Source organism: Shewanella sp. DNRA4 (genome assembly GCF_012843185.1).
Lineage (GTDB): Bacteria > Pseudomonadota > Gammaproteobacteria > Enterobacterales > Shewanellaceae > Shewanella > Shewanella xiamenensis.
In genome coordinates this window covers 33,977-56,112 of sequence record NZ_JABAIP010000004.1, presented here as the reverse complement: position 1 = coordinate 56,112, position 22,136 = coordinate 33,977, and the positions used below count along the sequence as shown (strand labels likewise).

The window sequence follows — 22,136 nt, the reverse complement described above, 5'->3', positions numbered from 1 at the left end:
ACCATTTCTGTTCATACCTTGAGTTATTTAAACTACCGCCCACTGAAATACCTTTTACTGTTAAACCGAGATACATGTTATGCGGCGCAATCTGTTACCTATTTTGATGTCTTTGGTGCTACTCAGCCCATTGGCAATTGATATTTACTTACCTTCTATGCCCACCATGGCGGCAGAGTTCGCCGTATCTGCCAGCGAAGTGCAGTCGACACTGGTATTATTTTTATTTGCTATGGGCGTTGGGCAGATATTGATTGGCCCATTAGCAGACCGTTATGGTCGTCGCCCTGTGGCACTCTTTGGCGTGTTGTTATATGGCGCCAGCAGTTTGCTTGCGGCCGCCGCGATTGAATTCCATTGGTTACAAATTGCCCGGGTATTACAAGGTTTGGCTGCCTGTTCGACCTCCATTGTGGTCTTTAGTGCAGTGCGCGATTGTTACTCACCAAAAGAAGGCGCCAAGATTTACAGTTACTTAAATGGGGCTATCTGCGTGATCCCTGCACTGGCGCCAACCTTAGGGGGTCTATTGGCCATGCAGTTTGGCTGGCGATCAACCTTTGTATTTATGACCTTGTACGCGATTTTAATGATGCTCTTGGTCGGCTATCGTCTACCCGAAACTCGTCCAGCCAATACCGTTAGTACTGGCCCTCTTTATCGTTGGAGTCGCTATAAACCTGTGTTAAGTAATACGCATTTCTTGTTTTATGCTTTTGCTTGTATGTCAGCTATGGCGGCGATTTTAAGTTATGTGTCCTACTCACCCGTGTGGCTTATTGGCCATTTAGGGGTATCCGAGCTGGCCTTTAGTGGGTTATTTGGATTGAATGCATTAGTCAATATTGCCGCGTGTTTTGTTGCGCCAGTAGTGATCCGTAAATTAGGTAATCGTCCCACCGCGATCTTCGCATTAGCACTGCTGGTGCTCTCGGCGATATTAATTGTCACAGCGCAAGCCTTTGGCCCGAGTGTAGGAATGGCTGCAGCTTTTGCCTTTATGTTGCCTATGATGTTGTTGTGTATTGGTTTTGCATTCTTGTTAGGCCCAGCAACCAGTATGGCGCTCTCTGCCTTTGGCGAGCGAGCGGGAACAGCAACGGCAATGTTAGGTTTTATCCAAATGAGTGGCGCATCAGTGATTGCAGGCCTAGTGCAGCAAACAAGCCTGACTGCACCCTATGCGGTGGCGTTAGTGATGGGATTTTTCTCTATCGGGTTGCTGTCAATGATGGCGTTAAGCCGATTCGACCACTGGCACCAAGAGCAATTAGCCGCCGAGCATTAATACGCCCTAATCGGCTAATTAAAGAAACACCCTTTGCCCGTAGCTTATTTGACCATAGCTACGGGCATTTTTTTAGAAGCGACCGTTAATTCCCAAGCTTAAACTAACGCCATCTTCATCGGGCTCGAAGGATTTTGAGGCGCGGGCGATGGCACTAAATGAATCGCTAATACGCCAATGATATGTTGTGTTGATACCGTAAGGGTCGGTTTCTTCTTGGACGCTATAATTGGCGCCTACAGACCAAGATCGTGTGAGATACCAATCTGCTGACAACATAAGCGCTGTGGTTTCATCGCTGTCCCTGACATCGCCGTTAGGGGTATTCTTTACCGTGAACTCCGATTGGCCAAAATAGAGTTGTGCGGTTAAATCTACGCCTGCGGTGCTTTGTAATGGAAGAAAACTTCGAACACCGAGGCTCAAGGTATCAAGGTCTGCACTCGCTCTGTCATCGAAGCCAATATCATAGTCTTTGTCGCTCTTGGTATAACCCAAGTAAACGCTTGAAGTTGAATTGAAGTAATAACCTACTGAGACACCATAAGTATCACTGTCAAATAAGTCTGTGCCTAGATTTTGGTAATTCGCACCTACAAACCATTTGGAGGTAAACACGTATTGGCCGTTCATTCCATAAGCATCTAAGTCGCCCTCAAAACCAGCATATTTGGCACCAATATTAGATGTTTGCGCTAAAAATCCGCTAAGTGCATAGGGAGTCGTCTCTTGGCTCACCGCGGTAAAGTAATAGCGGTAACCCGCATTCCAAGTGCCCTCACTGAATTCTTCCGTTGAGCTAACGTAATCTAAGCTTGCATCGTGCTGATAAATATTATCTGTTGCGGCGAAGGTTGTTGAGCTGGCAAGAGCAAATAGAAGGGCGAGGTTAAGTCTTTTAATAAGCATTGCATTTCCTTTTGTTATGCTGACTGAGAGTGGTTTCCGGCAGTAGTGGAGACTTTTATCAGTCGTTGCGTCCTGTTAGCGGAAGATACACTTTGTTAATTTATTGTCAATAATGCTTTAGATTCAACCAGTAAACTGGATGTGATTCTTGATAATTCAAGCTGCTATACTGCTAGAAATTGTTTATCGAGAACGCGCTTTGAGCCGCCATTATTGCCCTACTTGCTGTTATCCAATCAATGCGTGCTTATGCTCCCATGTACAGCAGATAAAACCGCAGACGCAGCTGTTGGTATTACAGCACCCCTCTGAAGTCGAACATAAAAAGAATAGTGTTAGGGTGTTAAGCCTAGTGATACCCAATACTCAAGTGTATGTGGGTGAGTCTGAAGCGGATTTTGCCTCGCTGCGGGAGCAATTAAGCCGATGTCAGCGCCCTGTTTATCTTGTATATCCCTCAGAGCAGAGCGCGAGTGTTGAAAGTCAGTCTATATGCGCTGATTGTGTGTTGCTTTTAATCGATGGTACCTGGCGAAAAGCCTTTAAAATCTTGCAATTAAATCCATGGTTAACACAATTTTCGGCAGTGCATTTGGCCGAAGGCTATACGTCAAGATACAAGATCCGCAAATCAAGCCGCAGCGATAGTCTCTCAACCTTGGAGGCGTGTGCTTATATGTTAAAAGCGCTTGATGAGGGTTTAGATGTGAACCCGTTATTGGTCGCCTTTGATGCTATGGTTGCGATGCGATTGCAGGCGATGCCCGCAGAGGTGAGGTTACGCTATGATTAATTTCACTTTTTAGAATTGCGGCAAGTGATTTTCATTTTTTGCATTTTTGAGACTCTGTACGAATTAAAATAGTTAAAATCTTATTCAGATCACGCTAACGTAACGTAAAACAAGGTTTAATAGTGACGATTCATTTGCACAGCAAATGATGAGATAGCTTTGCCAGCCAATTGCTTTGCAGGGGAGTGATTCCATATTTTATGGTGTGCTGGCAGGGCTATCGAGCCTATCGATAGCCAATCTATATTATCTTAATAAACAATCAGTCACTGTGTTTAAGCGCCTTTAATCGTCTCTATTTAAGCAATGTATTTCTCGGCTAAATAGGACTGAGTAAACTGCTCAACATAACTTGGATAACCAAATAAAAAGCCTTGGGCAAAGCCTTGTCCCATATGGGTAATAATGTCTTTTTGCTGTTGTGTCTCAATGCCTTCCGCCACAAAGTGAATGTTGAGCGCCTGTGCTAATTGCACAATGGCATGGCAGAGTTTTTGGCCTGATACATCATTCAAACGTAGAACAAACTCAGCATCAATCTTGACACTATCAATGGGCAAGGTACCTAAGCGGCTTAAAGAAGAAAGGCCAGTACCAAAGTCATCAATGGCAATGCCTACACCTAAGGCTTTAATACGTTCTAGCGTATAGCGAGCCTGTTCTGGTTGGCGTAGCAGTGCAGATTCGGTGATTTCTAAAATTAAGGCTTCAGCGGGTAGGGCGACCATTTCCAGCGCACTGACGACTTGGCCGACAAAGTCTACATGCTCTAATTGCAACGGAGAGACGTTAACCGAAATCTTAAAATCGGGCTGATATTGTGCGCGCCATAGTGATGCTTGCTTGCAGGCTTGTTCGAGTACCCATTGTCCTATGCTGACAATGAGCCCCGTTTCCTCCAATAAAGGCACAAACTCAGCTGCCTCATAGTGCTCGCTGGGAGACTTTTGCCAGCGCAGTAGTGCCTCAGCACCAATGGGGGTGTTGGTGTGCAAATCCACAATGGCCTGATAGGCGAGTTTAAACTGCTTTAAACTGTGGGCATGTCTGAGATTATTGATGAGTTTTAACTTAAGCTCAGCCGCTTGGCTCATCGCTTTATCATAAAACACTAAATGAGGCTGGTTCTTCTTTGCGCAATACATGGCGGTGTCGGCCAAACTAATCAGTTGGCCAGCCTGATCACCGTGTGTAGGAAACAGCGCGATACCAATACTGGTACCGAGGAAAAACTTTTGCCCTTCGATTTCGAACGGACTGTCGAATAAACTTAAAATTTGCTCTGCGAACTCTTGGATTTCTTCCTTACAACTACAATCTTGTAGCACTAAGGTAAATTCATCCCCACCCATACGGGCAATATCCGCTTTTTCGATACAACCCGCTTCTAAACGGGCGGCAACGAGTTGTAATACTCTATCGCCCATTGAATGGCCAAAGCTGTCATTGATATTTTTAAAGCCGTTGAGGTCTAAAAACATCAGTGCGCCGAGGGCGAGAGGATCGTCTTTTAATTTCTCAAGTGCGCCATTAAGTATCTGTTTAAGATGAAAACGATTTGGTAACCCCGTTAACGTATCATACATGGCGCGGGTGGTAAGTTGTGTCTCGAGCAGCTTTTTGGTGCTGATATCACTAAAGATATTCACATGATATTGAATGCCATCCGCAGCGATGCGCCGACTACTCTGCCATGCGGGAAACGTGCTGCCATCTGAGCGTTGTTTTAAGGCTTCACCCTGCCAAAACCCGCGCTGTTTTAAGGCCTGCAAATACTCGCTTTGTTCACTGAGATTAAGCGGGTTGGCTTCTAAAAAATCGGGCGTTTTATTGATTAATTGTTCCGCGCTATAGCCACAAATACGACACATCGCCTTATTGACCGCCAATACCTTATTGTCGGTGTCGGTGATATAAACGGCCTCGGCACTTTCCTCCAAGGTCGTCGAGAGGATTTCTTTCGGGATATGGGCAAAACCATCGGCAATGGCTGGCCTGACTTGAGTTCTACGGTTTAATGCTTGTAACTCGACCAGTACAACAGGTTGTTGCTGTAAATAACAACGATAGAGGTTTACTCGGGTGGGCAGTTCATTCCCTTGATGATTAAGGTGGAGCCAACTGAATTCGACATTAACCCCCGAGACGGCTTCAAGGATCATCTCCCGCGCAAATTCAACACTGTTACGCCCAGATGATTGAATTCTAGGGGAAAAATCATAAGGTGTGGCATTGACAAAGATGTCATATTCAGTACCAAAGTAGTCTAAGGTGGCACTGTTTGCGCTAATAAAACTAAAGCCTTGGATCAGCGCGAGGGGTGTTTTATGGGGATGGGCTCGCCAAATAGAGATTTTCTCTTGCAACAGCGGATCATCTGTTGTGAGTTTATTTAGCAAGTGCTGCCATCGAATCATTAGGATACTCCCTCGGTGACACAGATTAAGGTCACATCCTTTCCCTTAGTTTTTGTTTATATCAAATCGTACATCATTCATATGGGGTTAAAAATAAACCGAATCGATGTTTTGCTCAAATATAAATTAAAAAATAACAGTTTAAGATAGGTTCATTTGATTTACTTCAGCGAAAATCATGCTAACTCATCACGGCAAAATAATGTTTTATGCTATGTTTTGCCATGCAGGCTCAGTTTGGCCTGGCCATTTGTGAATTAAGGACTCTAGAGAAGGTGTAGGATGCAAAGACTAGTCAAAACTATCGTTTTAGGTATGTGTCTCGCCGCAGTGTTGCCCGCGGCGCATGCTGCTGAACAACCCAAACCTCGGTTAACCTTGGAGCAAAGGGCTGATAAGGCGCGTATCGACTCTGAGCGGATTGAACAACTGCAACTTGAAAAGGCGCGCCAAGCAGCCAAAACAACCTCAGCACGGGAAGAAACAATAAAACAGCAAACCAATCCGCAGGATTGGGAAGTGCAACAAAAGCTCAAGGCGCAAAAGCAATTTGATGAAAGGGAAAGCCGTGAGCAAAAATATCTGCAAGAAGCCAAGGAAGCTGCGGCCAAAGAGCGTAAAATCCCTAAACCTTAGCTGTTAATCGCGATCTATTTAAAGGCAATCTCTGCCGTTTGCCTTACGACTTTTTAGGAACTGCTGTTGAATACCTGTCCGCTGTGCCATAGCACCGATTTAGTGGCTTATCATCAAGATAAACGTCGTTGTTACCAACAATGCCAGCGCTGTGCTTTGGTGAGTGTCCCCGCCGAGTTTTATCTAAGCTCTGAAGCCGAAAAAGCCGAATATGACAAGCACGAAAATCACCCTCAGGACCTCGGTTATCAGCAGTTTTTAGATAGAACTCTCGCTCCTTTGTTGACCCGCTTTACTCCATCGGCGTTAGGGCTCGATTTTGGTTGTGGTGAAGGCAAAGTCTTAAGTCTGATGGCCAAAGCGCGGGGTTATCGGGTCGAGAACTACGATCTTTATTACGCTAACCACCCCGAGTTACTGACTCGGCAATACGATTTTATTACCCTGACCGAAGTTATTGAGCATGTGAGTGATGCCGATGCTTTGCTGACTCTGTTGAAGGGGATGCTCAAACCTCAAGGCATTTTGGCCGTGATGACCAAGCGAGTGCTTAATCCCACGGCATTTAGCGCTTGGCATTATAAAAATGATCCCACTCATATTAACTTTTACTCCGAAGCCACCTTTCAATGGCTCGCCGAGCATTACGGCTGGCGGCTCGAAGTGATAGATAAAGACGTGGTGTTTTTGCACCAAGCCCACTAATGCGTTGGAGGCTTTTGCTGTCGCAGATAAGTTGGGATTTGCAACTTGTCTAAATCAAACTTCGATTGTGCTGGTTCGGGTAAAGGTAAGGCTGGACGCTTAATAAAATCATGCACATTGATATAGCTATCATCAACAATCTGCACAGGGTCTGGTTTTGCTGTCTGCTCTAATCCAATTCCCGTGGTAATCACCATGATTTCGAGCTCTGACTCGAGTTCAGGATCTATGGTAAGCCCAATAATAACAAGCGCATCCTTGGGTAATTGCTCATGCACTGTCGCACCGATTTGGTTGTATTTGCGCGGCAATCGCGCGGCAATCGGACACCCAACCTTAATCGCGCGGTAGTTAATCTCCGACTATGCTTTGGTTAAGCATTAAACAAGGAGGTTTGTATGCCGCGCCCTCGTAGAACCCAGATAAGCCTTGAAGACACGCCTTATTACCATTGCTGTAGCCGAGTTGTTCGGCGGGCTTTTTTATGTGGCGATGATAGTTACTCGGGTAAAAACTATGACCATCGCCGCGCTTGGGTAGAATCGCTACTGTTTGAACTTGAAGCCGTTTTTGCTATTGATGTGGCGGCCTTTGCGGTGATGTCGAATCATCTGCATCTGGTGCTACGAGTCGATATCGAGACGGCAAATCACTGGACTGACCGCGAAGTGCTTGAGCAGTGGCATAAGTTGTTTAAAGGCGATGCGTTAACGCAAAAGTTCGCAAAAGGTGAGTTGGTTGAAGCGCATGAGGTGAGCAGATTAAAGCATTCAATCGCCCTTTATCGTAGTCGTTTGTGTGATATTTCATGGTTTATGCGCTGCCTCAACGAACCGATTGCAAGGCAAGCAAATCAAGAAGATAACTGCACAGGCAGGTTCTGGGAAGGTCGTTTTAAATCGCAAGCCCTACTCGATGAAGCTGCGGTATTAGCCTGTATGGCCTATGTTGATTTGAATCCGATTCGAGCGCAACTTGCTGATACACTAGAACAATCCGACCATACCAGTATCCAACTACGTATTCGGGCCGTATTAAAAGGTGAGCAGCCGAGCAATCTCCTGCCTTTTATTGGCAACGAGTGCAACAACCAACCCAGTGGCATTGCGTTTTCATTAACTGATTACCTTCAATTGGTGGATGATACCGGCCGAATCATTCGCAATGATAAACGCGGAAACATCAGTGAAAGTAGCGCCAAGATACTGAACAGATTAAATATCCCCCATGATAATTGGCTCAAGCTGACCACCGAGTTTGGCAAACTATTTCATGGTCCAGTAGGCACATTGCAAGAACTGAGCGATTACTGCGAACATCTCGAAAAGCGACGACGGCACTTTGCTGCAAGTTGTCAGCATTTTCACAGTAACTGATAACTGCTTATATTACTTCGAAAGCAATGCTTACCTTGCATCCCAAAAACACGATGGGATAACTTACCTCGTCTAAAACACTCTATTTTTGAAAGAATTAACTCAATTTATTGCCTCAGATACTGCCCCTGTGACTTTTGCTCTCTCATTTAGGCAATTTTTAGATCTTACAAGTTGTAGACAAACGTAAAGTACATTATGTTGTTGATTTATATTGGGTGGCTAGGTTTATTCTTTTTATACTCATGAGTTTGCGTGTTTTCATTGTTCTAATGAGGTAAATGCGCATGCGAAAAAATACTAAGACCTTAGAGGCTAAGGAAAGCATATGCAACATTTGGATTCGTTTCAGGAAAAAACGATTGGAGCTATAAACCTTCTACATCAGCATGGATATGTTGAAGCGATGCTTACGCTAACTTTCGCAGCTATTGACCAGATGGCTTGGTTAACGTTTGCTGGCGATGAATCAAATGGAGCACATTTCAAGGATTGGGTTAAAAGATATATTGACCCTGATACAAATCTGGACTGCACTGCTGACGATTTATGGGCTGCGAGATGTGGTTTAGTGCATACAGCAACTGCTGAATCACGACACAACATAAAAGCGACTGCTAGCGCAAAGAAAATTTTTTATACAACTGGGCCTGCAAAATGCAGTGTCAGTAAATCTTCAGATGTAATTTTTATTGATGCTGATAAATTAGTTAAAAGGTTTATATGTTCCTGGCTTCAATATAGGCTTGATATAGCTTCCGATCCTAAGCTTAAAGATTTAGCGATAAATAAAGCAAATAAAATTTTGAGTTATGTTCAAAGCTTCTAACGGTCGCCATCAAAAATGCGCCCGTAGGGCGCTCGACTGGCAACAAGTTGCTCGCTTTTGTCCAAAATCTTGTCCGGTAAGGATGTCTATTCTTCGTTGTCTGATCATTTAACGGGGCGTAACTAATTCTGCATTCTTGATAAATTCCAAGGTTAATAAACTATATTTAACAGAATGTATGGCTAAAAATTATCTATAGCTTAATCGAGTGTTATCTTGTTTTTAATGCTCATTTTTATACTCATTTTAATGTCAGTGGCGCTGTATCTTCCGTAGTAAATCCAAACATCACTTAAAGTAGCAAACTTAAAAGGCGTTTTGCGGGAGCACTGATTTGGTTTTTAAGCATTACCACACTAAAAAATACGTTTAGTTTAGGCATATCGATGGGGGTTATTACTCGTACCGCATGCTTAATATCATCATCAAATAAGGTGATTTGTGGTGTTAATGCGACAATTTGAGAGTGTAATAGGGCGCCTTTTATCGGTGGGAAAGAATCGTAATGTAATAATCCCGAAAAGTCATTGCGATATTTATTAAACAGATCGCCAAATTGTTCACTGACGCCATAAGGTAAGTTTTTGGGTATGGCGAGTGGATATTTACGAATATCTTCTAGGGTTAAGCGATCTAAATACGTCAACGGATGTCCAGCTCTGGTACAAAAAACCGCTTCAAAAGAAGGTAAATTAAAGGATTGTATCGAGCTTTCGTGGCCAATAATCTCACCTTCAACATCAGTAATTAATAGTGTGAGTTCTCCGCGTAGCAATTTTTCCAGTTGTTGTTGCCAGGTACCAACTTCGAGATCGATATGAATGTCTGGGTATTGCTCAAAAAAACGTCCGAGAATCGGCCCTAGAATGGTATTTGCCGGTACAGGGCTTGCACCTATTGATAAATAGCCACTGCTCTTACCCTGCATATAGTGTAATTCTTTTCGAAGGGCTTCGACGTTTTGCAAAATATGCTGACTATGGCTGAGAACGAGCTCCCCAGCAGGGGTTAAAGAAGTTGATTGATTTCCCCTCAGCAACAGCTCTGTACCCAGTATATGTTCGAGTCGTTGAATGCTTCGGCTTAATGAAGGTTGAGCAAGATTTAATTTTTGGGCAGCTTTTTGAAAATTACGCTCTTTGGCTAAAATCTGGAAATTTTTAAGATGCTTAAACTCAATCACAAGTTATTTGTCAAGTAATTACAACATGTGTGCAACATACCCTTGTGGCTCAGTATCGACAAGTAGACGTTGGTGACAATTTGTATCTTTATCTTCATATGAATAATTAACAATTATGAGTAAGTGTTTGTTTTGATTTTTTAATTATTTGGCTCTGTTCTCGTATAGTTTTTTGTCATCAACTGATACGTAAAATGCATTGGCTTTAAAGTATTGCTGACGGTAACTATTCATTCTGCAAATAACAAATTTGCAACATAAATCTAACAAGGAATGAGTAATGAAATTGAAGAAGATCAGCATAATGACCTTTGCGGCGCTATATGCGACCGGAATAGGGACGTTAGTTGCCAATCCTTTAGATAGGAACCAAGCCGAGCAAAAACTTATTGGTATCAAGCTGGCACCCGAACAAATATTAGCCAATAAAAATAAACCAACCCATCCGGCTTTGAATCGCGCTAATAGACCGGGTCAAATTGGTATGAACGTCCATCGCGCTGTAAATGGGAGTAGCAATAAGGCGCCATTTGCATGGGAAAAGGACATTGATGGAACGCATACCTATATTATTCAATTAATGGATGCTCCTGTTTCACTTTATCAGGGTGATAGACCTGAGTTTGCCGCCACGTCGCCTCGTAGCAATCAGCCCGCAATACGTTCTAATGAGCGTTTTGGGACAATCGATTTAAAGAGCAAAACCGTTAAAAACTACCAAGCTTTTTTAACGCGATCTCAGGATGAAACGGCTAGCCAAATCAAGCGTGTTGCGCCAGATGCTGAAATAAAACGTCGCTTTAATGTGGCGCTAAACGGCATGACCATGGTGTTAACCCAAGAACAAGCCGCTGAAGTGGCTAAGTTGCCCAATGTTAAGGTGGTGACTCGGGCGAAGGAATACCAATTATTCACCGATGTCGGCCCTAAGCATATTGGCGCTGATATGATTTGGCAGGGCACGAGCACTCCCGATGGCGTTGCTATGCGCGGTGAGGGCATCATTGCCGGTATTATCGATACTGGGATTAACTCAGATCACCCCTCTTTTGCCGCAGTCTCGGCAGACGGTTATAAGCACGTAAACCCATTAGGCGAAGGAAAATATCTGGGCGACTGCCAAGAATATCCTTTGATGTGTAACAGTAAGCTTATCGGTGTTCGTTCTTACGATATCATTACCGATACCTATAAAGATCCGATTTTCCAACCCGATCTGCCGCCATGGGAAGTGGATTATAAACGCCCTCCAAACGGTGAAGATTACAACGGCCATGGTTCACACACTGCCAGTACCGTTGCGGGTAACGTGCTCTACAATGTGCCCTTTAAGCTCAATGGAACTGATGAAAAATCAGATGGTTTTGATACCTCTTTAGTCTTCCCCGAAATTTCAGGCGTTGCCCCAAGGGCCAACATTATTGCCTATCAAGTGTGCTATCCCGGTGGCGGCTCTTACGGCGAAAACTACGGTGGTTGTCCTGGCGATGCCTTAGTCGCTGCGATTGAAGATGCCATTATCGACGGCGTTGATGTGATCAACTTCTCCATCGGTGGACTTGAACATCTGCCTTGGTACGATGCGGTTGAAATGGCGTTTTTAGCGGCCCGCGAATCAGGGATCTCTGTTGCCGCCTCGGCGGGTAACTGGGGACGTTACGGGCCAGGTTATATCGACCATGTATCACCTTGGTTAACATCCGTTGCCGCCAGTACCCATGGACGCCAAATTGAACCTGTTGAAGGCAAACTGTCTTTTGTGGGGGAAAATGCTCCTGAAGATATGATTGGTTATGCCGTAACAGGTGATATCACAGGTAACTTAGTTGATGCAGCGGCTCACAATGATCCTCTCTGCTTACAACCCTTCCCCGCAGGCACCTTTAAAAGTGATGATGTTGTCATTTGTAAGCGTGGAGAAAATGGCCGAGTACAAAAAGGGATTAACGTTGCAGCGGGTGGCGCGGGTGGCGTGATCCTGTATAACGCCATTTCATTTGATGATGGTACTGGAGCTAATAGCCTAAATTTAAACCCTTTCCCTATCCCTGGAATGCATATCGATGCGGCATCAGGCAATCAGCTAGTGGAATGGGTTGCTAGCGCTACAGAGCCTAAAGTCACTATCACCGCGGGTAAGATTATCACCACTGAGCGTGAAGCCGATGTGTTAGCTGACTTCTCCTCCCGTGGCCCTAGCCATACCAACCCCAATGTGATGGTGCCGAACGTGTCTGCCCCTGGGGTGGATGTGTTTGCTGCCTACTCAGATGAAATGCCCTTCAATCTGTATCCATCGCCCAGCGATTATGTGGCAATCAGCGGTACATCGATGTCAGGCCCCCATGTTGCAGGTGCATTAGCACTGCTTACTCAGGCGCACCCACAGTGGACGCCTGCGATGATCCAGTCAGCACTGATGACCACCGCCGTGTTAGGTAAAGCTCCAACCTACGATAATCCGCCAAAATTAGTGGATGCAACATTCTACGATATGGGTAGCGGAGTGATTAACGTTGCTAGAGCGGTAAAAGCGGGTCTGGTGATGGATGAAAACGGTGACAATTATCGCGCAGCTAACCCGATGGAAGGCGGTGATGTAACCGCGTTAAACGTGCCTTACTTAGTCAATGCGGAATGTAAAAGTAGCTGCACTTGGATGCGTACCTTTACTGCTACGACTGATGGCGAGTGGAACGTGAGTGCGACGGAAATCACCACAGAAGGCGCGCCTTTCCTTGAGTTAAGTGTTTATCCGCAAAAGATTAAGTTAAAAGCGGGTGAGCAACAAAGCATTATGGTGACCGCGAAAATCCTCGATGTGACTTCAGTCAACGCTAACTCTTCCTCAAACGAAGTATTTGGAAAAATTGACTTGAAACCAACGGATGCCAGTTTGCCAGATCAATACTTGCCCGTTATGGCACGTTTTACTGGTTCTAGCTTGCCTGAAATTGTCGCAGGAAAAATTCACCGCGATACTGGCACTATGCTAACGCCTGAGTTGATGACCAAAGAAATCAGCGAGCTAAATGTCAAAGTGAGCGGCTTAACCGCAGGTACAGTCACAGAGCACAAACTTAGTGCCGCCTATGTTGACTTTACAAAGCCTGAAACATTGGAAAATAATCCAGGTGTTTCGGTGCATTTCTTTGACGTGCCGGAAGGTACTCGCCGCATCGTATGGGAAGAAGTCTCTGCAGATAATGCCGCATCAACGTCTTTAGATATTGGTATGGACTTGAATAACAACGGCAAAGTGGAATGGTATGACGAGGCGATTTGTTACTCCTATACCGATGTTACCGACTATTGCGCGATAAATGATCCCACACCTGGTCGCTATTGGGTGATGCTAGGCAACTTTAAGCGTCCATGGGGAGACGAGATTGATACTAAAGACAGCATTAAAGCGAGTCTGGCGATTATCTCCGACACTGATACTAAGCAACTTAATGTGACAGGGCCTGCCAGTACCAATGGTATCGATCCTTACCAATTACAAATGAACTGGTCTGCCACAGGTAGTAAAGCGGGTGATCGCTTATACGGTTTGGTTGAAGTGGGTAATGGTGCACAAAACGTAGGTAATATTGGCAAAATGGCCGTGCATTTAGTGCATGAGGGCGATGATGTCAGTATCACGACCAGCCAACAGCAGGCCAAAGAAGGCGATGTTGTTGAGGTCAAGATGGTGATGGCACCAAACCTACTCGGATTAGAGCGCGATGTGAATATTGCCTTAACGTTGCCCGAAGGTCTGCAAATATTGCCTGACACGTTAAAAGCGACCAGCAATAACCAAGATCTTAAAGCTGGTCTGACTGTTGCTGCACAGCAAATCACCCTGAAAGCGATGCAACAGGCGAGCAATGCGCAAAAACGTCAATATCTCTTTACCACGAGCGAGACCGATGAGAGTTGTCGAATTCCTATTGGTTCGAATCCCTATTATTTGGATTTATTTACTGAGGCTGGCATTCAGTCTGAAACTGCGATTGCTGGTCGGGTGAATGAAACGGTAACCGTGCCATTAAGTACCTTTGGTATTGATCGTATCCCGTTGTATAACAACCCTGAAGAATATTCACACAAAGATACCTTAAGTATTTCTCCTGGTGGATTTATTCAGCTCGATCAACTACCGCTGTTCTGGGCTGCTCATTATCCAATGGAAGAGCAATATTTCCCCGATACAGTGATTGCACCATTATGGCGTGGAGATGGGTTAACTATTCCAGAATATAATTTGGATACTGAGAGCTTTGACGGTGTATCACTTGCCGTTACGAACGACCGTCGCTATCTAATTGTTGAATGGGACAATATGCGTCAGGAGTTTGCCTTTGGTATTAACCATGATCCTGACTACGATGCCCGTTACAGTTTTGAGTTAATAGCCTCAACGCAGCTTAATTTTGCTCCCGGTGAACATGAGTTTATTTTCGCCTACGACAAATTAACGGGTAACAAAGCCCATTTAGGTTCAATTGGTTTACATGGTTACCATGGACCACGTGGCACCTTTGGTCCTGCGTATGGTTATATCGGTGATGGTTTTGCTTTTAATAATCTGGATGAGAAAATTGCAGAGGGCTTAGTGGTCTGTGCTAACTACACTGGACCGGAAGCAACGGCAATTGAAGTATCATTCTCAGCCCGTGTGGGCGCCAAAGCGGTAGGTCAAGATCTGCAGATTATTGCTAAAAGTGATTACACTGGCAGCAGTAGTGTGACCTCTACTGGAAGCCTCAAAGTACCTTCAAACCTTGCGATAGGTGCTTTAGGCGATATGTCTGTTGCTGAAAACACCAGCATCAGTTTTGAGGTGCTAGTGCAAGACAAAGAAAATACCGCTAATGGTATCCAAGTCACAGGCGCGCATATCACCTCAGTTGTTAATGGTAACCAAGTAACCATCACTCCCGAAAAAGATTGGCACGGCACAACCACTGTCACAGTGAAAGCCTTTGATAAGGTTTATCAAAATGACATGGTGCAAACGAGCTTTAACTTAGTCGTGAACTCTGATGGTGTAGAACCTACGCCACCAACACCTCCAACACCACCTGTTGAAGAGACTAAAGAGAGCGATGGCGGTAGCTTGGGTTGGCTTGCCATCCTGATGCTTGGCTTGATGGCCGTATCACGTCAAAAATGGAATGTTAATAAGTAAACTTCACCTTTAAGTAGTACCTTGTCTTTGGGCCTTCTAACGGAGGCCCTTTTTTATGCGTCCAAGTGTGGATTGTCATCGGCCATAAATGATGTGTTTATCCCACAATAATTCTTCGTTACAAGCCTTACTATTAAATCTATTAACAATTCTGTGATGTGCGTGTAGTTTAGATAGCTTATAAAAACAACAATAGGTTATCGCTATGACTGTATCCTCGGTATCGCGCGCTTTATCAACATCCTCTGTAGCCACATCTTTTGCACCTTATGTGAGTTCATTCGGTGTGAGTACATCAAAACTGACCAAGAGTTTACTCGCTTCCATCGTCACCTTGAGCTTAATGGGCGCTGGGCTAAGTTCTGCCTATGCGGCGCAGCCAGACGCGGCCAAGTTAGCGGCGGGTGTGGAGCAAAAGGTGCTCGACTGGCGCCGTGATTTTCACCAGCATCCTGAGTTATCTAATCGCGAGTTTCGCACCAGCAAGATTATCGAAAAGCATCTGAAATCCCTCGGATTAGAAGTACAAACGGGCATCGCCCATACTGGGGTTGTTGCTATCTTGAAAGGCGGAAAGTTAAAGGGCGGTAAGCCCGGCCCTTTGATTGCGATCCGCGCTGATATGGATGCCTTGCCCGTGACCGAAGTCGTCGATCTGCCCTTTGCCTCTAAAGCAACAGATACCTATCGCGGTCAAACCGTAGGGGTGATGCATGCCTGTGGCCACGATACCCATGTGGCTATGTTGATGGGCGTGGCCGAGAACTTAGTGAAAGTGAAGGATAGCCTTGCCGGCGATGTTATGTTTATCTTCCAGCCTGCTGAAGAAGGTGCGCCAGATGGCGAAGAGGGCGGCGCGGAATTAATGCTCAAACAAGGGCTGTTTGCCAAGCGTAAACCCGACCAAGTGTTTGGCATGCATGTGACTTCGAGTATGCCAAGCGGCATGATTGGGGTGCGTAGTGGCCCTGCCATGGCGAGTGAAGATTCCTTTACGATCAAAGTGAAAGGCCGCCAAACCCATGGTTCGCGCCCTTGGAATGGCGTCGACCCTATCGTCGCCGCGGCGCAAATTATTACCAATGTGCAAACTATTGTGAGTCGTCAGGTGGATATTACCAAAGCGCCCGCTGTAGTGAGTTTTGGTGCAGTAAATGGTGGCATTCGCTCAAATATTATTCCCGATGAAGTCGAGCTGATTGGCACCATCCGCACCTTTGACCAGCCTATGCGTGCCGATATTAAAGTGCGCTTGGCCGAAATCGCCGAGTTATCGGCAAAAACCTTAGGTGCCACCGCGACAACCGAAATCCATCAAGGTTATCCCGTAGTGGTGAACAATCCCGAATTGGTCGCCAGTATGCGCCCCGTGCTTGCCAGTGTGGTCGGCGATAAGATGCTGATTGAACCGGGATTAATCACTGGTGCCGAGGACTTTTCCTTTTATGCTTTGGAGTCACCTGGGATGTTTTTCTTCCTCGGGGTGACGCCAAAGGGCACAGATCCTGAAACGGCGGCCAGTAACCATTCGCCAGCATTTTATGTGGATGAAAGCGCGTTAAAAGTTGGCGTTGAGGCCATGACCAAGGTTGCCCTTACGGCACTGAAGGCGCAATAAACCGTTTAAGTCTTATTCCGTCAGCTTTTCGGTATAACTTGAGCTTACAAAAAATTGGGCGGGAAGATCTTTTCGCCCTTGATTTGTTAATCAATATGCCCTCTTATGTGAATTTTTACAGCAAGGAGCGAACAAGATGAAGCGTACGCTATCGGCGCTGGTGTTGGCGATGGGACTCTTTAATCCCTTAAGCCAAGCACAGGCCACCATGGCAGAAGACATCAAGAGTTTTACACTCGCCAATGGTATGAAAATCATGGTGCTAGAGGACTCTTCTATTCCCAATGCCAACATGTATCTATTTTGGAAAGTCGGTTCCCGCAACGAAGTGCCGGGGATTACCGGTATTTCACACTTTTTCGAACATATGATGTTTAACGGCTCGAAAAAATATGGCCCTAAGATGTTCGACCGTACGATGGAAGCCGCGGGCGGGGCTAACAATGCCTACACCACAGAGGATATGACGGTTTACACCGACTGGTTCCCAGCGAATGCGCTAGAAACTATGTTCGATCTTGAGGCTGACCGTATCGCCAACTTGGATATCAATCCAGAAATGGTGGAAAGCGAGCGTGGCGTAGTGCAGTCGGAGCGTTCGACTGGGCTTGAAAACTCCAACTGGAATACCCTCGAAGGCGAAATTAAAGGCGTAGCGTTTTTAGCGCATCCCTATTCTTGGTCTGTGATTGGCCATGAGTCGGATATTGCCGCTTGGACCCTAGAAGATTTAGTGCAATACCATAAAACCTATTATGCGCCGAACAATGCGGTCGTGGTGATTGCCGGTGATGTAAAGCTGGCTCAAGTTAAAGCATTGGCCGACAAGTACTTTGCGCCTATTCCTGCGCAAATACCGCCAAAGGCCGTGCGTACTGTGGAGCCTAAGCAAAAGGGTGAGCGCCGTACCTTCGTTCAAAAAGCCTCGGTCAGTACGCCTAATGTGATGCTGGCTTACCATATTCCGGCAGCGACTCACGCAGATTTTTATGCGCTGGATTTATTAAGTTCGATTTTAAGCCAAGGCAATAGCTCGCGTTTATATCAAGCGCTGGTGGATAAGCAAGTGGCTTTAGAAGCGCAAACCTATATGCCGATGTCGGTCGATCCCAATCTCTTTTACGTCATGGGTGTGGCTACACCAGAGGTGAAAGCATCGACGCTAGAGCGGGCACTGATTGAACAAATCGATGCCATTGCGACCAATGGCGTTAGCCAGCAAGAATTGGATAAAGTCAAAAATATCAAGTTGATGGATTTTTACCGCGCGATGGAAACCATTAATGGCAAGGCTAACACCATCGGCACCTATGAAATGTATTTTGGCAGTTACGATAAATTATTTAATGCGCCAGAGGCCTATAACAAGGTCACACCCGCAGATATCCAACGTGTTGCCCAAACCTATTTACGCAAATCGAATCGCACGGTAGCGGTATTGGCGGCAAACGAGGAGAACTCTCAATGAAATCGATGGCAATGAAACTCTCCTTTATAAGATCAGCCTTTGTAAGATCATCCTTTGTCAAATCATCTTGGCAACCGACTAAGTTAATGGTCGCATTGGCCCTAGGCACTAGCTTAGCCTTATCCGGCTGCGCTTCCACCACGGCACCCAAACGCGTCGATACTGGCAGCTTTGCCATGCCAAATTACGACAAGTTAGTGCTGGATAATGGCCTAACCGTGTATTTAATGCCGCAGCGCGAAGTGCCGTTAATCACCTTAAACGCAGTAGTGCGTGCCGGGGCGGTAAACGACACCACAGCGGGTATTGCCCAAATGACCGCCGAAGGTTTACTCCTTGGCGCGGCGGGTAAATCCAAGGCCGAGATTGAGCAGCAAGTGGATTTTCTCGGTGCTAGCTTAGGGGCCGAAGCCGACAAAGAAGGCAGTTATCTGGCCGCCGATTTTATGGCGAAAGATACCGATGTGATGCTCGGCCTATTCAGCGCCGCGCTATTAAGCCCAGACTTTGATTCGGCCGAGTTTGATAAACTTAAGCAACGCGCCATTGCGGGTTTGCAGCAGGATAAAGAAAGCCCGCGCGCCGTGATTGGTCGCTACTTCGATAAACTGGTGTTCGGTGCCCATCCCTACGGTAATGCCTCATCGGGTAATCGCGAGTCACTTGAGCAAGTCACAGTGTCGCAGCTACGCGCCTTCCATAAGAGCTACTATCAACCCGCCAATACCGCATTAACTGTAGTGGGGGATTTTGATGTGGCGGCGATGAAGGCCAAGCTAACCCAGACTTTTGGTCAGTGGAAAGGCAGTGAACAACTGGTTCAGCCCGACTTAAACCAAGGTTTACCTAAGTTAACTGAGGCCAAAGTGCTGCTGGTGGATAAGCCTGATGCGATGGAAACCACCTTTGTTATCGGCGGTTTAGGCATTAGTCGTGATAACCCAGACTATGTGGGGCTAACGGTAGTGAACACTATTTTAGGTGGTCGCTTCACCTCTTGGCTGAACGATGAACTGCGAGTGAATGCGGGGCTAACCTATGGCGCGCGCTCCGGCTTTAGTCCTTATACCGACTCGGGCGTGTTTACCATTAGCACCTTCACTAAGACGGAAACCACTCAACAGGCGATTGATTTAGCCCTGAAAACCTATGCTCGTTTATGGGAAAAAGGCGTCGACCAAGCGACTCTGGATTCGGCTAAAGCCTATGTTAAAGGTCAGTTCCCGCCTAAGTTCGAAACCTCGGACCAATTGGCAGGCCTGTTATCTGGTATGTATCTCTATGGCTTCGATGATAAGTTTATCAACGAGTTCCAAGCCAAAGTGGACGGCTTAACCTTAGAAGAAACCCAAAGGTTAGTGAAAACTTACTTCCCGCAAAAGGACTTACAGTTTGTGCTGATCGGCAACGCCAGCAAGATTGCGCCTATCGCGGCCAAGTATGGCCAAGTGCAAACCGTTGATATTAATGCGGTGGGTTTTGGTCAATAACCACTGGCGTTAGTCTATTTCGCCCAATAAAAAGGTCTGCATAGTGCAGACCTTTTGCTTTTCTGTTCTAGGTTCTAGGCGTTATTGCGCACCTGGCTTGGCGTAGTGAGCCATCCAATCTTTCACTTGGTTATACCAATAGATGGAGTTGTTAGGCTTCATAATCCAATGGTTTTCATCGGGGAAATAAATCATCCGCGATTCAACATTACGGGTTTGTAGAGTACGGAATAGCTCAAAACCTTGGCCGACAGGCACACGGTAATCGAGCTGACCATGGCTGACTAAGGTTGGGGTGTTAAAGTTGGCGGCAAAGTAATGGGGCGAAATGGCTTTATACAGCTCAGGATTATCCCAGTAGTTACCAAAGCGAGTGCTGTGGACGGCGAAGTCCGCCGACATTTGTGAATACATGTCGTATACCGCGGCATGGATCAGCAGCGCCTTAAAGGGATGCGGCTGGCCTAAAATAATCGAGGTTAAGTAGCCACCATAGCTGGCGCCGCCGGCGACCATACGATCGCTATCGATCCAGCTTTGTTGCTTAAACCAGTCTGCGGCTTTGAGCACGTCTTCGAGGGATTTATTTTTCCAATCTGGGTTAATGGCATCGGCAAAGTCTTGTCCGAAACCGCTAGAGCCGTGGAAGTTTGGCCATGCGGTGACATAACCCCAAGATGCAAAGGTTTGCGCATTCCAGCGGTAGTGGAAACCATCGCTAATGGCGTTGTGCGGGCCGCCGTGGATCAACATAAACAGCGGATACTTTTTGCTGCGGTCGAACCCAGGTGGATAGTGCACCCACATTTGAATGTCTTGGCCCTGGTAACCTTTGTAGGTGACCGACTCATAGGTGCCTAAATCGACATCCTTTAAAATATCGTCGTTAAACTGCTCTAAACGCTCAGTTTTACCATTGCGTGGGTTGATGCTAACTAAACGCGCTGGGTACAAAAAGCTTTGATTAGTCGCAATCAACTGACCATCTTTAGCGATAGTAGGCTGGCTAAAGTCGGTAGCTTGAGTGATGGCCTTGGCCTTACCACTCTTGGCATCGATATGATAAATACGGTTTGTCGCCGCATCATCAATGCTGGCATAGAACCCCTTGCTGTCGGGTGTCCAGTTGAAGTCGGACACTGAGCGATCCCAATCGGCGGTGAGTGTGGTGAGTTTGCGGCTGCTCACATCCAGCAACATCAACCTTGCTGTATCGGCATAAAATCCGGGGATTTTTTGGCGAGTAAAGGCTAAGGTTTTACCGTTAGGACTAAAGGATGGATTGAGATCCGGCGCGGGGTTTTCTGGAGTGATGTTTTCAGCCTTGTTGCCACCGATGGTGGCGAGGAACAAGTCTAATTTTGGATCGACCCGATTATCCGAACCATAGGCGCTAAAGGCGATTAAGCGTTCATCGGGGGAAATATCATAGCTTGAACTGCTTTGGCTTGAGCGTGGCAGTTCATGGCCTAAAGGCTGAGTCACGGCTTCAACCGCGCCACCTGTGGCTGGGATCCTAAACACATGGGCCTGACGGCGCTCATCTAACCAATGATCGAACTGCGAATAGGGCAGTGCATTCCACTGGCGGGCGGAGACTTTATTATCTTTATCAGTCTTAAGCTGGGCCTTCATTTGCTCCCAATTCTGTTCAGGAAAGATATTGCTAATAAAATACAAATGCTTGCCAACCCACTTGATGCCATTGACGCCGGTGGGAATGTCCGTGAGCTTGCTGGCTTCTCCCGGACCATCCATCGGTAGTAGGTAAATTTGGCCCGCGTCATCATCGTTACGTTCGCTGATAAAAGCTAAGGTTTTACCATCTGGCGAAAACACCGGCTCGCTGACTTTTAAGCCTTTGGCGGTAATCGCACGGTTATTTTTACCTTCACCGTCGAAGCGCCACAGTTGGGTTGAACCTTTGTCTTCCTTAAGGTCGTATTCAGTCACAGGCGCAATAATGTGCTCGCCCGTGGAGGACACCACTGGACTACCTATGCGCTTGAGTTGCCAAAGTAATTCGACTGAGAGTGGTTTGCTTGCTTCTGCAAATGCCGTGCTGAAAGGCATGAGTAAGCTAAGCAGTAAAATGCCTGCCTTCTTCACTAGATGTCTCCTTATCATTCAGAGTGTTATCGTTATTTTGTCCCGTTAAACATCACAGTATAGAAACTGAGCATGAAATCAAACTGAGTCTATCGGTGGCGAGAGTGACTTTTATGTAAGTAACTGTAACCACTGGCCG

General features: G+C 46.1%; 15 protein-coding genes. 10 read left to right on the top strand and 5 right to left on the bottom strand.

The genetic code is table 11. The features are described from left to right. Positions 1–79 precede the first annotated feature (79 nt). Positions 80–1,288 carry a multidrug effflux MFS transporter gene (locus HG547_RS05415; RefSeq protein ID WP_037423563.1) on the top strand — a complete coding sequence of 403 codons (1,209 nt, stop codon included), beginning with the start codon at positions 80–82 and terminating at the stop codon, positions 1,286–1,288. Between the two features lie 72 nt (positions 1,289–1,360). Here the strand turns inward: HG547_RS05415 and HG547_RS05410 are convergent, their stop codons facing one another. Continuing rightward, positions 1,361–2,197 (bottom strand): putative porin, encoded by an 837-nt coding sequence (locus HG547_RS05410; RefSeq protein ID WP_099457259.1) that lies wholly within the window; start codon positions 2,195–2,197, stop codon positions 1,361–1,363. Positions 2,198–2,396: 199 nt separating this feature from the next. Between HG547_RS05410 and HG547_RS05405 the strand changes: the two genes are divergently transcribed. After that, on the top strand, positions 2,397–2,990 hold the full coding sequence (locus HG547_RS05405) for a tRNA-uridine aminocarboxypropyltransferase (protein WP_169547225.1): 594 nt from the start codon (positions 2,397–2,399) through the stop codon (positions 2,988–2,990). A 299-nt stretch (positions 2,991–3,289) separates the two neighbouring features. Here HG547_RS05405 and pdgA read toward each other — a convergent pair whose 3' ends face one another. Further along, positions 3,290–5,407: a diguanylate cyclase PdgA gene (gene pdgA / locus HG547_RS05400; RefSeq protein ID WP_169547224.1), complete on the bottom strand. Its 2,118-nt coding sequence runs from the start codon at positions 5,405–5,407 to the stop codon at positions 3,290–3,292. 282 nt (positions 5,408–5,689) lie between these two features. Between pdgA and HG547_RS05395 the strand changes: the two genes are divergently transcribed. Both HG547_RS05395 and HG547_RS05390 read left to right on the top strand, forming a co-directional pair. Then, the gene (locus tag HG547_RS05395; protein WP_037426688.1) at positions 5,690–6,043 is read left to right on the top strand and encodes a hypothetical protein; all 354 of its coding nucleotides are present in this window, start codon (positions 5,690–5,692) and stop codon (positions 6,041–6,043) included. A 66-nt stretch (positions 6,044–6,109) separates the two neighbouring features. After that, entirely contained in the window at positions 6,110–6,748 is a 639-nt protein-coding gene (locus tag HG547_RS05390) for a class I SAM-dependent methyltransferase (RefSeq protein WP_144345282.1), read from the top strand. Here the strand turns inward: HG547_RS05390 and HG547_RS05385 are convergent. Beyond that, complete coding sequence (locus HG547_RS05385) at positions 6,745–7,059, bottom strand: hypothetical protein (RefSeq protein ID WP_211164562.1); 315 nt, start codon at positions 7,057–7,059, stop codon at positions 6,745–6,747. The two genes, HG547_RS05390 and HG547_RS05385, sit on opposite strands and share 4 nt — an antisense overlap. An 87-nt stretch (positions 7,060–7,146) precedes the next feature. Here HG547_RS05385 and HG547_RS05380 point away from each other — a divergent pair, with 87 nt between their 5' ends. Both HG547_RS05380 and HG547_RS05375 read left to right on the top strand, forming a co-directional pair. Then, positions 7,147–8,124, top strand: coding sequence for a transposase (locus tag HG547_RS05380; protein WP_169547223.1), 978 nt, complete (start codon positions 7,147–7,149; stop codon positions 8,122–8,124). Positions 8,125–8,452: 328 nt separating this feature from the next. Then, positions 8,453–8,953 carry a hypothetical protein gene (locus HG547_RS05375; protein ID WP_169547222.1) on the top strand — a complete coding sequence of 167 codons (501 nt, stop codon included), beginning with the start codon at positions 8,453–8,455 and terminating at the stop codon, positions 8,951–8,953. A gap of 292 nt (positions 8,954–9,245) precedes the next feature. On the opposite strand, the gene HG547_RS05370 is transcribed toward HG547_RS05375, so the two are convergent. Then, a complete protein-coding gene (locus HG547_RS05370; RefSeq protein WP_050991407.1) occupies positions 9,246–10,136 on the bottom strand; it encodes a LysR family transcriptional regulator in 891 nt (296 codons plus the stop codon). Positions 10,137–10,416: 280 nt separating this feature from the next. On the opposite strand from HG547_RS05370, the gene HG547_RS20905 reads away from it, so the two are divergent. The 4 genes from HG547_RS20905 (at position 10,417) to HG547_RS05350 (ending at position 19,888) form a co-directional block, all read left to right on the top strand. Further along, positions 10,417–15,312: a S8 family serine peptidase gene (locus tag HG547_RS20905; RefSeq protein ID WP_169547221.1), complete on the top strand. Its 4,896-nt coding sequence runs from the start codon at positions 10,417–10,419 to the stop codon at positions 15,310–15,312. Between the two features lie 205 nt (positions 15,313–15,517). Further along, positions 15,518–16,930 (top strand): amidohydrolase, encoded by a 1,413-nt coding sequence (locus HG547_RS05360; RefSeq protein ID WP_169547220.1) that lies wholly within the window; start codon positions 15,518–15,520, stop codon positions 16,928–16,930. Positions 16,931–17,066: 136 nt separating this feature from the next. Further along, positions 17,067–18,398 (top strand): pitrilysin family protein, encoded by a 1,332-nt coding sequence (locus HG547_RS05355; protein WP_169547219.1) that lies wholly within the window; start codon positions 17,067–17,069, stop codon positions 18,396–18,398. Next, positions 18,395–19,888 (top strand): pitrilysin family protein, encoded by a 1,494-nt coding sequence (locus HG547_RS05350; RefSeq protein ID WP_248278699.1) that lies wholly within the window; start codon positions 18,395–18,397, stop codon positions 19,886–19,888. The genes HG547_RS05355 and HG547_RS05350 overlap by 4 nt, the downstream gene beginning before the upstream one ends. A gap of 81 nt (positions 19,889–19,969) precedes the next feature. On the opposite strand, the gene HG547_RS05345 is transcribed toward HG547_RS05350, so the two are convergent. Next, complete coding sequence (locus tag HG547_RS05345) at positions 19,970–21,997, bottom strand: S9 family peptidase (RefSeq protein WP_169547218.1); 2,028 nt, start codon at positions 21,995–21,997, stop codon at positions 19,970–19,972. Positions 21,998–22,136 lie beyond the last annotated feature (139 nt).